The sequence below is a fragment of the Streptomyces kronopolitis genome, assembly GCF_050953795.1.
GTDB classification, from domain to species: domain Bacteria; phylum Actinomycetota; class Actinomycetes; order Streptomycetales; family Streptomycetaceae; genus Streptomyces; species Streptomyces kronopolitis_A.
In genome coordinates this window covers 4,610,537-4,622,881 of the sequence record NZ_CP191850.1, presented here as the reverse complement: position 1 = coordinate 4,622,881, position 12,345 = coordinate 4,610,537, and the positions used below count along the sequence as shown (strand labels likewise).

Genomic DNA, 12,345 nt, shown 5'->3' with positions numbered 1-12,345 from the left:
CGTACGGGACGGGTGCGGGCGGGTGGCGGTCCTCCGGGGCGGCCGCCCGCCCGCACCCGCTTCCACTGGGTGAGCCCTGGAGGCCACCCGCCCCTGATGCCCTTATTGTCGGGTTTCAGGAGGTACGCCCATGCCCGACCATGACGTCACGGTCGCCGTCATCTACTACTCCTCGACGGGCACCGTCGCCGAGCTCGCCCGGCTGATCGCCGACGCCGCCGAGCACGCCGGGGCGGACGTACGGCTGCGCCGGACCGCGGAACTCGCCCCGCAGACCGCGATCGACGCCAACCCGGCCTGGGCGGCGAACGCCGCCGCCACCGCCGACATCATGGAGGCCACGCCCGAGGACATGCTGTGGGCGGACGCGGTGCTCTTCGGCACCCCCACCCGCTTCGGCAATGTGAGCTCACAGCTCAAGCAGTTCCTCGACACCCTGGGCGGCCTCTGGCAGCAGGGCCGGCTGGCCGACAAGGTCTACAGCGGCTTCACCGCGAGCGCCACCCGGCACGGCGGCCAGGAGTCCACCCTGCTCGCGCTGTACCAGACCATCCACCACTTCGGCGGCATCCTCGTGACGCCGGGCTACACCGACCCGGCGAAGTTCTCCGACGGCAATCCCTACGGCACTTCGCACGTCGGCGGCCCGGACTCGCCGCTCGACGACGACGCCCGCACCGCCGCCCGCATCCAGGCGGTGCGCGTCGTGAAGTTCACCAAGGCCATCAAGCGCGGCCTTTCTCCGGCCAGTTGACGGGTAGTGGCGACAACATGACTCTGCACAAAGGCGCATCGGCATCCGACCGCAAGCAGACCGGGCACCCGGTCAACCCCTTCTACGGCGAGGCCGACCCGGTCGCCGGGATGGAGACCGCACCCCCGCAGCACACCCTGCCCGACGGCCCGCTCGCCCCGCACAACGCCTATCAGTTCGTGCACGACGAGCTGATGCTGGACGGCAACTCCCGGCTGAACCTGGCGACGTTCGTCACGACCTGGATGGAGCCGCAGGCCGGCGTCCTGATGGCGGAGTGCCGGGACAAGAACATGATCGACAAGGACGAGTACCCGCGCACCGCCGAACTCGAGAAGCGGTGCGTGGCCATGCTCTCCGACCTGTGGCACGCCCCCGACCCCTCGGCCGCCGTCGGCTGCTCCACCACGGGGTCGAGCGAGGCCTGCATGCTCGCCGGGATGGCCTTCAAACGGCGCTGGATGCAGCGCAACAAGGACCGCTATCCGGGCAGCGCCCGGCCCAACCTCGTCATGGGCGCCAACGTCCAGGTCTGCTGGGAGAAGTTCTGCAACTTCTGGGAGGTCGAGGCGCGCACCGTCCCGATGGAGGGCGACCGCTTCCATCTGGACGCGGCCTCGGCCGCCGAGCTGTGCGACGAGAACACCATCGGCGTCGTGGCGATCCTCGGCTCGACCTTCGACGGGTCCTACGAGCCGGTGGCCGACATCTGCGCGGCCCTCGACGACCTCCAGGAGAAGCGGGGCTGGGACATCCCGGTCCATGTGGACGGCGCGTCCGGCGCCATGATCGCGCCCTTCCTCGACCCCGAGCTGATGTGGGACTTCCGGCTGCCGCGGGTCGCCTCCATCAACACCTCGGGGCACAAATACGGACTGGTCTACCCGGGCGTCGGCTGGGCGCTGTGGCGCGACACGGCGGCGCTGCCCGAGGAGCTGGTCTTCCGGGTCAACTACCTGGGCGGCGACATGCCGACCTTCGCCCTCAACTTCTCCCGGCCCGGCGCCCAGGTCGCCGCGCAGTACTACACCTTCCTGCGGCTCGGCCGGGCCGGATTCCGCGCCGTCCAGCAGGCCACCCGCGACGTGGCCTGCTCGATGGCCGAACGGATCGGCGCGCTGGGCGACTTCCGGCTGCTCACCAAGGGCGACCAGCTGCCGGTCTTCGCCTTCACCACCGCCGACCACGTCACCGCGTTCGACGTCTTCGACGTGTCCCGGCGGATGCGGGAGCGCGGCTGGCTGGTGCCCGCCTACACCTTCCCCCCGAACCGCGAGGACCTGTCCGTCCTGCGGGTGGTCTGCCGCAACGGCTTCTCCATGGACCTCGCCGACCTCTTCCTCGCGGACCTGGAGCAGCTGCTGACCGAACTCCGCGAGCAGCCGGGCCCGATGCAGCGCCCGGAGAACGTCGCCACGGCGTTCCACCACTGAGGACGCCGCGGCACCGCTGATCTCGCCGATGCGGCCGCGCCGATCCCGCCCCCAGGCGTGCGGAGGGCGGTGACCGTACTCCGCCTCGCCCGTTCAGTGGGACGACGAGGGGAAGACGCCCACCACGCCGGTGTCGAGCATCCGCTGTTCCCGTCCCTTGGTGAGCGTCAGGGGCGCCGCGCTTCCCGCGGGGCCCGTGTGGGCCTGCCAGCCACCGCCCACGTCGCGGAGATGATCGCCCGTCTTCGCCGCGGCGCTCCAGGAGCCGGACCCCGGACGGAGGGTGAGCGTGCGGGGGGTGGCGCCGAGGTCGAGTGCGCAGTGCCCGGTCGCCCCCCGGTCCGTGCGGCTGTGCCGGTGCGTGACCTCGGCGGCACCGCCGGGGGCGAACCAGGCGTCGGCGACCGCCCAGCCCGCTCCGGGGGCGGCGGCCGCGCTCTGCCCGCCCGAGGAGAGGCTCACCACGGTGGTCTCGTAGCTCCTCTCCTCGCAGGAGGCCGTTGCCGGGCCCACGGCCCGGGTCACGAGCACCCGGGTGCCGTCCGGGCTGATGGCACGGAAGCTGTTGCCCGGGTCCCGGCGGAGGACGGGTGCCGCGGTGCCGTCCGCCGACAACCGGTACAGGCCGTCCGCGTCCTTGCCGTTGTTGTCGTACAGGGCGGTGACGTACGTGACGAGCCCGTCCCCCTGCCAGGAGGCCAGGGGGCGGTAGGCGGGCGTCTCCAGCAGGCTCGGCGAATGGGGCGGCAGTCCCTTGAACGTCCGCTTCACCCGTGCGCCGCCGTTGACCGGGTAGGACCACAGGTCCGCCCCGCCGAACGCCGAGGAGATCAGCTCGTCCCCGAGGAAGGCGACATCGCAGGCGTTGCACTCCCAGGAGTGGGCGTCCCCGGTGCGCAGGTTCGTGAGGTGGATCGTGCCGGAGGGCTCGTACCCGGCGAGCGAACCGGCGGTGCCCGGGTCGTCGATCTCGGTCCAGGCGAGCTGGCTCCGGTCCCGGGACCAGACGACTGTCCCGGGCTTCTTCGCGCCCGCGACGGTCGCGAGGACCCGCGGCTTTCCCTGTGGCGTCGACAGCACCTCGACACGGGTGGCGGTGACCCAGGCCATGGGCCGGAACACGGAAGCCGGGGCGGGCGAACCGGTGAGCCTGGCACACCGGCCGCGGGCGGCGCCGTCCTGGGGAGAGGTGGTGGTGACGCAGACGGTCCGTGGCCGGCTCGCGGTCAGCGTGCAGGACGCCGACGCGGGGCCGCCGTCGCATCCCCAGTAGATCAGGCTGGTACCGGCGGGCAGAGGATCGGCCGGCCGCACCTCGACCGGCCCCCGGGTGCCCTTCTTGGGGTGGACGACGGTGGTGCAGTCCGTCGTGCCGCCGGACACCTCGCACCCGTTCTCCTCCTTTCCCGGCATGTGGGCTTCCAGGACGTCGGTGTGCACGACGACCCGTACGGGAACGGTCCCTTCTCCCGCGCGGTGCTGGGTGAGGACCACCCCCGCCGCGGTCGTGGCGAGCAGACCGCCGCCGATGACGACCTTGGCGGTGAGCCCGAGCCCGGCGGTGTGCCCGCCGGTGGCCGTGGCCGCCGCGGTACCGGGGTCCGCGGGCGGGGCGGCGTGCGCGGGCGCGCCCTGGCTCGCGGCCGACGACGGGTCGTGGACCGCGGCATGGCCGTCCGCGGGAGCCGCGCCGGTGTGCGCGCCGCCGGACAGCCCCCCGTCAGGCGGCGCGGTGGTGGTGGCCTGGGGTCCGCACAGATGCTGCGCGTGCTGCGCGGAGGCGGCTCCCCCGTGGTTGCCCAAGTGTTTCCAGAGTTCACCCGCCGCGGCGAACGCCACCGCCGCGGCCGCCCGCTTTCCCGAGACCAGCTGCCGGATGCCGTCCTCGTGGGTCAGATAGGCCAGTGCCTTTCCGTCCCCGGCCTGTTCGGCGGCCTGCCTGCCCCGTTCCAGGATCCGCCCCCAGGCCCCCAGACGCAGGGAGCGGGCCGCCGCGGGGGCCGCCGCCCGGGCCAGCCGCGCCCCCGCCTGTGGTGCGTGCGCCCGGGACGCCGCCTCGATCACCGCGGTGATCAGTGCCTGCCCGGCGGCCACCTGGGCCGGATCCCGGTCGGCGGAGTCGGCCCACCGCGCCATCCGCTCGGCGAGGTCGACCAGTTCGGGGGGCCCGGGCCGCAGCGAGGCGAGAGAAGTGGTGCCCAGGTCGGGGGACACCCGGTAGCCGTGGCCGGTGGCGACGGCCAGTCCGGTGGCGACCAGCCGCTCGCACCGCCCGGGAACATCGCCGCCGCCGCCCAGCTCGCTCAGCAGCGCGGTGCCCACGCCCCCCTGACCGGCCAGCGCCAACAGCGCCATGAGGTCGCTGTCCCGCTCCGACAGTCCCGCCAGCAGTCCGGGCAGCACCGCCTCCAGCTCCGCGGCACGCGCCAGGCGTCCGTCGGCGGCGGCGCGCAGGAGCTGCAGCGGAGACCCGGACGTCGCCCGCCACAGCGCCTCGGCCACCGCCTCCTCGTCATCGCCGAGGGGACGGCCCAGTGCCTGGGCGAGCAGCGCCGTGGCGCCGTCGTGCCGCAGCCCGTCGAGCGCCAGGGAACGCCCCCGGCCCCACAGCGTGCGACGCACCCCCGAGGAGAGCACGGGGGCGTCGGGGAAGGTGTCGAGCAGGCCGTCCAGCTCGTCCGACGCGCAGTCGAGGTCGTCGAGGACCACCGCGACGTCCACACCGGACATCAGGCGTCGCAGTTCGGTGCGGGACGGATGGTAGCCGGGAGCGTCGTAGCACGCCTCGAACACGTCCTGCAGCACATCGCCCACCTCACGGCCCGCGGCGTCGACGAACGCCACCTCGCCGGCCTCGGCGCGGCGGTGCGCCGCCAGGCGTAACAGGGTGCTCTTGCCGACACCCGCCGGCCCCGACACCTGAGCGGCGCCGTCGTCGTCCAGGGCAGCGGTGACCGTGGAGAGTTCCGCGTCCCGGCCGACCGCGGACCGCGGCCGGCGCGGCAGCAGAGCGACGGACTCCCGCCGGCGTGGCACCGGCCGTTCGCCTTCCCGCACGACGGTGACGACGGAACGCTCGGCGGAGACCACGATGTTGTGGTCGCCCACCACGATCTGGCCGCGCACGTCCCCGCTGATCCGTACCCGGCGATCGCCTCCGGGCGTCATCCGGCGCCCTCCTCCCCGAAGTGCCGCCGGAACTCCGCCACGACGCCGTCACCGGCCTGCTGGACGAGACGGCCGACAACGGGATGGACGATCAGGCTCGTCACCGCGCCGGCCAGTGCGGGAAGCTGCCGCGCGAACCAGCCCCTGACGTACACCATGACCGGTACATCGGGCTCCCCGTCCGCGACGGCCTCCTCCAGCTCCGCCAGTCGTTCGGCGCCACGCCCGCTCTGCGGGTCGTCCAGCGCCGCCAGCCGGTCGCGCACCAGGGCGAACTCCGCCCGCAGCGCCTCCAGTTCGTCCTGGTCCACCTCGGGCGCCCGGGGTGGACCTCCGGTGGCACCGACCACCTTGTTGCCGTCCCCGGCAACCAACTGCCCCGTGAAGTCACCCGTCTTGATCCGATTGACCTTGCGGTCCCTCACGATGCCCCCCTTCATGCAGGAAGATCCGGTCTTGTACCTGCCGACCGGTATGCCCGCAGCATAGGGAGACCCAGTGGTATGTGAAGGGTATTCAGCTGAAATTATGGTTTTCCGGATGAAGGGTCGAGAAGGTGGGTGCCTTGACCGGAACGGCCGGGAACGCCCCGGCGTCGGTGCGCGGGCCCGGCCCGGAAGGACTCCGCCCTGGCGACCGCCCGGGCGCACACCGGGCCGGCGGCCACACCGCGCCACGACACCGGTCTCCTCCGGACGGTGCCGCTCCCTACCCCTGCCGGCCCGCCCGCTCCTCGTCCACCAGGGCGAAGGCCGTCTTGCCGTCCAGGGACTCGCGGAGGATGTCGGCGTGGCCGGCGTGCCGGGCCGTCTCCTCGATCAGGTGCAGCAGCAGCCAGCGCATCGACTGCCGGGCCTCGGGCGGGTACCACGGCGCCTCGGGCAGCGGGAAGGTCTCGTCCAGGCTCGGCAGGGCGCGCACGAACTCCTCGGTGCGCCGGGCGACCTTGTCCCAGAACGCCAGCATCTCGGGCACGCTCTCGTCGTCCCCGGCCTCGAAGCTCAGATGCCAGGTGTCCATGGTCCGCTGGATGGTGTGCGGCCGCTGCTGGGCGGTTTCGATCCAGCCCTGCTCGGTCTCCGCGACATGCTTGATCAGCCCGGCCGTCGTCAGTGCGCTCACGCACGGGCGGTGGCGGGCCTGCTCCTCGGTCAGTCCCAGGACGGACCGCCGCAGCCCGCCGCGCTGGGCCTCCAGGAAGGCCAGCAGCGCGCCGACCTCGTCACCGTGTGCCTCGGCAGGAACGTGAGTGGGCATGGATTCGCCTTTCGTGGGATCCCCCGGCGGCCGGCCGTCTCGCCGTCCGCCTTTCGACCTCACTCACGCTAGAAGCCCTTGCGGTCAGCTTCTGTCCTCGACTCGCGACCGGTCGGCGCGGGCCCCGCGCGCGGGGCCTCCGCTCAGAACGGGAACCGCGACCGGCCGTGCTGGATGGAGATCCACTTGGTGGTGGTGAACGCCTCCACCATCGCGTCGCCGTTCAGCCGCCCGACACCGGAGCTCTTCGCGCCGCCGAACGGCACGATCGGCTCGTCGTGCACCGTGGCGTCGTTGACGTGGAACATCCCGGTCTCGATCCGCTTGGCGAACCGCACCCCGCGCTCGATGTCACCGGTGTGCACGGCGCCGCTGAGTCCGTACGGCGTCGCGTTGGTGAGCCGCACCGCCTCCTCGTCACCGTCGAACGGCACCAGCAGCACCACGGGACCGAAGATCTCCTGCCGGAGCAGCGGGGAGTCCGCCGGCAGCCCGCCGAGCACGCTCGGCGCGACCAGCGTGCCCCGGGTCTCGCCCCGGAGCAGCGCCGCGGCACCGTCGGCGACGGCCCGGTCCACCAGCGCGGTGACGGCCTCGGCCTGGCCCTCGTTGATCAGCGGCCCGATGTGTGTCCGCGGGTCGGTGGGGTCGCCCACCGTCAGGCCGCGGACCTTGGCGACGAACTTCTCGGTGAACTCCCGCTCCACGGCGCGGTCCACCAGCACCCGGTTGGCGGCCATGCAGACCTGGCCCTGGTGGACGAAGCGGCTGAAGACCGCGGCGTCGACCGCGTAGTCCACATCGGCGTCGTCGAGAACGACCAGCGCGCTGTTGCCGCCCAGCTCCAGCACGGCGTGCTTGAAGTGCGCCGCGGCGACCGTCGCGACATGCCGGCCGACCTTCTCGGATCCGGTGAAGGAGATCGTCTTGGGCACCGGGTGCTCCAGGAGCGCGTCGCCGATCTCGGCGATGTCGGTGACGACGACATTGAGTACGCCCGCCGGCAGCCCGGCCTCCTCGAAGATCCTGGCGACCAGGCCGCCGCCGCAGATCGGGGTGTTCTGGTGCGGCTTGAGGACGACGGCGTTGCCGAGCGCGAGGGCCGGCGCGACGGACTTGACCGACAGCAGGAACGGGAAGTTGAACGGGCTGATGACGCTGACGACGCCGACCGGGAGCCGGTAGAGGCGGTTCTCCTTGCCGTCGATCGGCGAGGGGAGGATGCGGCCCTCGGCGCGCAGCGCCAGCTGCACCGCCTCGCGCAGGAACTCCTTGGCCAGGTGCAGCTCGAAGCCCACCTTGGCGTGCGTGCCGCCGACCTCGGCGGCGATCGCCTCGGCCAGCTCCGCCTCGCGGTCGTCGATGATCCGCAGCGCCCGCTCGAAGACCAGCCGGCGGCTGTAGGGGTTGGTGTCGCCCCAGGCCCGCTGGGCGCGCTCGGCGGCGCGGTAGGCCTGGTCGATCTCCTCGACGGTGGCCACCGGTATGGAGGTCAGCTTCTCGCCGTTATAGGGATTGAAGTCGACGATGTCCCATGAGCCGCTGCCCGAGCGCCACTCACCGTCGATGAACTGATACGCCAACTCGTCGAAGTAGGACATGCCATCCCGATCTGGAGAACAGGGCGCTCAGGGCGCCGCATTGGGGGGTGCTGACTCCTGATGGCACGCCATCCTACCGACGCGTCACATCAGTTGGAGCAGCCCACGCAGCAGGTCCCTGGTCTCGGCCGGATTCGGCCCCTCTTCCTGGAGGCGGTCCATCACCCGCCCGTACTGCGCCACCTCTTCGGGCTTGTCCACATAGAGGGCGCTCGTCAGCTGCTCCAGATACACCACGTCCGGCAGCCCCGACTCCTGGAAGCCGAGCATGGTGAACGCGCCGCTCTCACCCGCGTGCCCGCCCAGGCTGAAGGGCATCACCTGGAGCCGCACATTGGGCCGCTCGGACACCTCGATCAGATGCTTCATCTGCTCACGCATCACCGCGCGTTCGCCGTAGGGGCGGCGCAGCGCCGCGTCGTCCAGCACACAGTGGAACTGCGCCGACCGCTCGGCCACCAGCAGCTTCTGGCGCTCCATGCGCAGCGCGACACGGCGCTCGATCTCGGCCGGACCGGCGTCCGGCATGCCGCGTCTGACGACGGCCTGGGCGTAGTCCTCCGTCTGCAACAGCCCGTGCACGAACTGGACTTCATAGACCCGTAGCAGCGAGGTGGCGCCTTCCAGACCGACATACGTCTGGAACCATCCGGGCAGTACGTCGGTGTAACTGTGCCACCAGCCCGCCACGTTGGCTTCCCGCGCCAGGGACAGCAGCGCCTCGCGCTCCTGCGCGTCGCCGACCCCGTACAGGGTGAGCAGATCCTCCACATCACGTGCCTTGAAGCTCACGCGGCCCAACTCCATGCGGCTGATCTTCGATTCGGACGCACGGATCGAGTAGCCGGCCGCCTCGCGGGTTATCCCGCGCGACTCACGCAGCCGGCGGAGCTGCGACCCGAGCAGGATCCGCCGCACCACCGACCCGCTCGACTCACTTGCGGACACCTCTCCGACCCTCCCGTGACCCCACCCCGTCCAACAGAGGGCCGCAAGTCTGCCACGTCCGGGCTTCGTTGAGTGCTCATCCGGTTACAGATGTGTGAGGCCCCCGCAAGCCCTCCACACAAACATCGGGGAAGAATCCCCCTCGAACCGGTGCGGGTTCCCGCAATCGCGGCACGTGCACGTGCATCTGCCCTTGCATCTGTCTCGCACATTGGGAACCATGGGCGTCGCACGCATGCACGCTCGTGAAAGATCCGCCAGATCCGGCTGACCGGCCAGGGTCATGACGTCCGCGAACGCCAGGAGTGCCTCGCATGGGGACCAAGGTTTTGACCATGCTCGAGCCGTTATGGCAGGGCTTCCCTCCCGTCGACCCCCTGGCCGTCTCCGGATCCGCGTCCCGCACGCTCCCACCACGCTACGAATCGGTGCGCAGCGCACGGGCGTTCACCCGCGAGACCCTGCGCGGCTGGGATCTCGACGAGCTCTTCGACTCGGTCGCCCTGGTGGTCTCCGAACTCGTCACCAACGCCCTGCGGCACGCGGTCCTCGCCGCCCCGGAGCACCACGACGCCACCCCGCCGGCCCGGCTGCACCTGATGCGCTGGTCCACCCGGCTGGTCTGCGCCGTACGGGACCCGAGCGACGACTCCCCGGTGGCCGGCGAGGCGGACTTCGCCGCGGAGTCGGGGCGCGGGCTGTATCTGGTGGACTCCTTCAGCGACAGCTGGGGCTGGCACCCGCTGGCCGGGGCCGCGCACGGCAAGATCGTGTGGGCGCTGTTCCGGCTGCCGTAGCCGCTCCGCACACCGGGCGCACCGTCATGGGCGGGCGCCCGGTTGCCGTGTGCCCGCGGCCGATCGGGCCGCGCGGGCACTCAGTCCCGTACGAGGTGGTCGAACTCCCCGTCCTTGATGCCCAGCAGCATCGCCCGGACCTCGGCCGGCGTGTAGACGAGCGCGGGGCCGTCCGGGAAGCGGGAGTTGCGGACCGCGATGTCACCCCCGGGCAGCTTGGCGAACTCCACGCAGGAGCCCTGGGAGTTGCTGTGCCTGCTCTTCTGCCACGCCACCTCGTGGAGATCCGTGGCGGCCATGCCGTTGTATGCGTGGGGCACAGGGCTCTCCCAGTGATAAATGGTGTCAACTGCCCCGGAGCATAGCCGCGTTCTCATGCGGATGCATGCGCAGATGCACGTGCACGACAGCGGGTGCCGAGCCCGTCACAGCTCGTCGAGCGCCCTCCCGGACCGCTCCCCCAGGCCCCCCGCGCACCAGGTCCGCAGGCCACCCGCCACCTGCCCGCTCAGGGCACGGCGCGCCGGCGCCGGCTCCGTCACCTGATACGGATCACCGGGCCCGAAGCCCTCACGGACAGGGAAGAGACGTGTGCCACGCCCCCGGGGTTCCGGGGGCGTGGCACACGTCTCGCCGGCGGGCCGTCGTGGCCCCCGGGCTCCACCCCGGGGCCGCGGTCACGTCACCGGGACGGATACGGGAGCAGCGCCATCTCCCGGGCGTTCCTGACCGCGCGGGCCAGCTGCCGCTGCTGCCGGGCGCTGACCCGGGTGATCCGGCGGCTCCGGATTTTGCCGCGGTCGGAGAGGAACCTGCGCAGCAGGTCGGTGTCCTTGTAGTCGATGTACGTGACGCCCGCCGCATCCAGCGGGTTGCGGCGCGGGATGGGCGTGCGGCGCGGTTCGTGCCGACGGGGCATGGGAACGTCCTTGTGCGTGCGGGGTGGACGGCCGTCACCGGGGGGCGGGCGGCCGGCGTTACGAAACGGGGTCGAGCAGGGCGTCGAAGGCGGGCGGCAGGCTCTTCCAGGACGGCGGGCCGCCCGCGTACTCGGCGTCGGTGAGCAGACACGAGTCCAGCAGGGTGCGCAGGTTCTCGCGGTCCAGGCCGGGCGAGGTGAAGACCAGGTGCTGGGTGCGGTCGCCGTGCTCGGGGTGCCAGTCCAGCGCGGCCGCGGCCCGGCGCGTCGGCGGCACCAGCTCCCAGGCGGCGTCCGGCAGCGCGGCCAGCCACGGTCCGGCGCTCTCCACGCACAGCGCACCGCCGGCCGCGTCCCAGGACAGCAGCGTGTCCGGGCGGTCGGCCAGCCAGAACCGGCCCCGGCTGCGGGCGGCCGCGCAGGTCAGGTCCTCCAGCGCGGCGTAGAGGCGGCCGGGGTGGAAGGGACGGGTGTGCCGCCAGACCATGGTGCCCACGCCCTCCGCGTCGGCCTCCTGGGGCAGCAGCGCGCAGGCCGGGTGTTGCCGCGCCGCGGCCGCCGCCACATCGAAGCCGGCCGTCGCCGCGGCCGCCAACTCCTCCGCCTCGACGGGCACCTGGACGGCCGTCGGGTGCAGCTGGGCGAGCAGCGCGAGGTCGGTCGGATCCGCCTCCTCCTCCCCCGCCGCGATCGCCAGCACCGGGGCGTACTCCAGCTGCCGTGCCCAGGTGTCGGCGACGGTGCGCCGGTCGGAGGCCGCGGCCGCCAGGCCCGCCTCGGAAAGGTCGTCGCCGCAGCCGAGGCAGGGCAGCACCAGGGCCGGGTCGACGGCGGTGAGCACGCCGGTCAGCGCCAGATTCTCGCTGCCGCAGGAGGTGATCACCTCGGCCATGGCCTTGGGCTCGACCGAGTCCCACAGTTCGACGACCGCAAGCCGGCACGTCCGGCCGGCGGCCAGCCGCTCCAGCTCGGGCACCAGGTCCTCGCGCAGCGCACAGCAAGCGCAGTCGTTGACCAGCGGACCGTCCGCGATGCCGGCGTCGAGCGTGCCGCCGGCATCGCGGACGGTGCGCCGCACGGTGCCCTCGGTGGCCGAGGAGAGGTCGTGGTGGAGGGCGACGCTGCCGGGCACCGTGCGCAGCAGCCGCTCGACAGCGGCCCGCCGCGCGTCCGCGTGCAGGCCGCCGAGCAGCACGACGTCGAGCCGCTCCATCAGCGGTCCCGCTTGCCGTACCGGCGCTCGAACCGCTCGACGCGGCCCGCGGTGTCCAGCACCCGGGCGGCGCCCGTGTAGAAGGGGTGGCTCGCCGAGGAGATCTCGACGTCGATGACGGGATAGGTGTGGCCGTCCTCCCACTCGACCGTCTGCTCACCGGTCGCGGTCGAGCGGGTCAGGAAGGCGTGGCCGGCGGCCCGGTCGCGGAAGACGACGGGCCCGTAGGCGGGGTGGAGTGCGGTCTGCACGGTG

General features: G+C 72.4%; 12 protein-coding genes. 3 read left to right on the top strand and 9 right to left on the bottom strand.

Translation table 11 applies throughout. The annotated features are described in order from the left end of the window. The first annotated feature begins 130 nt into the window (after positions 1-130). Together wrbA and ACQP17_RS20415 are read left to right on the top strand one after the other, a co-directional pair. Positions 131-754 (top strand): NAD(P)H:quinone oxidoreductase, encoded by a 624-nt coding sequence (gene wrbA, locus ACQP17_RS20420; protein WP_433857569.1) that lies wholly within the window; start codon positions 131-133, stop codon positions 752-754. 17 nt (positions 755-771) lie between these two features. Beyond that, positions 772-2,187: a glutamate decarboxylase gene (locus tag ACQP17_RS20415; protein ID WP_433857568.1), complete on the top strand. Its 1,416-nt coding sequence runs from the start codon at positions 772-774 to the stop codon at positions 2,185-2,187. A gap of 93 nt (positions 2,188-2,280) precedes the next feature. Here ACQP17_RS20415 and ACQP17_RS20410 read toward each other — a convergent pair whose 3' ends face one another. The 5 genes from ACQP17_RS20410 to ACQP17_RS20390 all read right to left on the bottom strand — a co-directional run bounded on the left by ACQP17_RS20410 (position 2,281) and on the right by ACQP17_RS20390 (position 9,161). After that, positions 2,281-5,355 (bottom strand): hypothetical protein, encoded by a 3,075-nt coding sequence (locus tag ACQP17_RS20410; RefSeq protein WP_433857567.1) that lies wholly within the window; start codon positions 5,353-5,355, stop codon positions 2,281-2,283. Beyond that, entirely contained in the window at positions 5,352-5,780 is a 429-nt protein-coding gene (locus ACQP17_RS20405; protein ID WP_433857566.1) for a hypothetical protein, read from the bottom strand. The genes ACQP17_RS20410 and ACQP17_RS20405 overlap by 4 nt, the downstream gene beginning before the upstream one ends. A 283-nt stretch (positions 5,781-6,063) precedes the next feature. Then, positions 6,064-6,612 (bottom strand): DinB family protein, encoded by a 549-nt coding sequence (locus tag ACQP17_RS20400; RefSeq protein ID WP_433857565.1) that lies wholly within the window; start codon positions 6,610-6,612, stop codon positions 6,064-6,066. A 143-nt stretch (positions 6,613-6,755) separates the two neighbouring features. After that, entirely contained in the window at positions 6,756-8,213 is a 1,458-nt protein-coding gene (locus tag ACQP17_RS20395; protein WP_433857564.1) for an aldehyde dehydrogenase family protein, read from the bottom strand. 84 nt (positions 8,214-8,297) lie between these two features. Further along, positions 8,298-9,161, bottom strand: a complete 864-nt coding sequence (locus ACQP17_RS20390; RefSeq protein ID WP_433857563.1) for a helix-turn-helix domain-containing protein — start codon at positions 9,159-9,161, stop codon at positions 8,298-8,300. Positions 9,162-9,475: 314 nt separating this feature from the next. On the opposite strand from ACQP17_RS20390, the gene ACQP17_RS20385 reads away from it, so the two are divergent. Continuing rightward, on the top strand, positions 9,476-9,958 hold the full coding sequence (locus ACQP17_RS20385) for an ATP-binding protein (protein ID WP_433857562.1): 483 nt from the start codon (positions 9,476-9,478) through the stop codon (positions 9,956-9,958). Positions 9,959-10,038: 80 nt separating this feature from the next. Here the strand turns inward: ACQP17_RS20385 and ACQP17_RS20380 are convergent, their stop codons facing one another. The 4 genes from ACQP17_RS20380 to ACQP17_RS20365 all read right to left on the bottom strand — a co-directional run bounded on the left by ACQP17_RS20380 (position 10,039) and on the right by ACQP17_RS20365 (position 12,341). After that, the gene (locus tag ACQP17_RS20380; protein ID WP_189100676.1) at positions 10,039-10,278 is read right to left on the bottom strand and encodes a DUF397 domain-containing protein; all 240 of its coding nucleotides are present in this window, start codon (positions 10,276-10,278) and stop codon (positions 10,039-10,041) included. A gap of 362 nt (positions 10,279-10,640) precedes the next feature. After that, positions 10,641-10,877: a 30S ribosomal protein S18 gene (gene rpsR / locus ACQP17_RS20375; RefSeq protein ID WP_433857561.1), complete on the bottom strand. Its 237-nt coding sequence runs from the start codon at positions 10,875-10,877 to the stop codon at positions 10,641-10,643. A gap of 58 nt (positions 10,878-10,935) precedes the next feature. Continuing rightward, complete coding sequence (locus ACQP17_RS20370; RefSeq protein ID WP_433857560.1) at positions 10,936-12,090, bottom strand: CobW family GTP-binding protein; 1,155 nt, start codon at positions 12,088-12,090, stop codon at positions 10,936-10,938. Beyond that, a complete protein-coding gene (locus tag ACQP17_RS20365) occupies positions 12,090-12,341 on the bottom strand; it encodes a type B 50S ribosomal protein L31 (RefSeq protein ID WP_364880476.1) in 252 nt (83 codons plus the stop codon). Before ACQP17_RS20365 ends, ACQP17_RS20370 begins: the two co-directional genes overlap by 1 nt. Between the last annotated feature and the right edge of the window lie 4 nt (positions 12,342-12,345).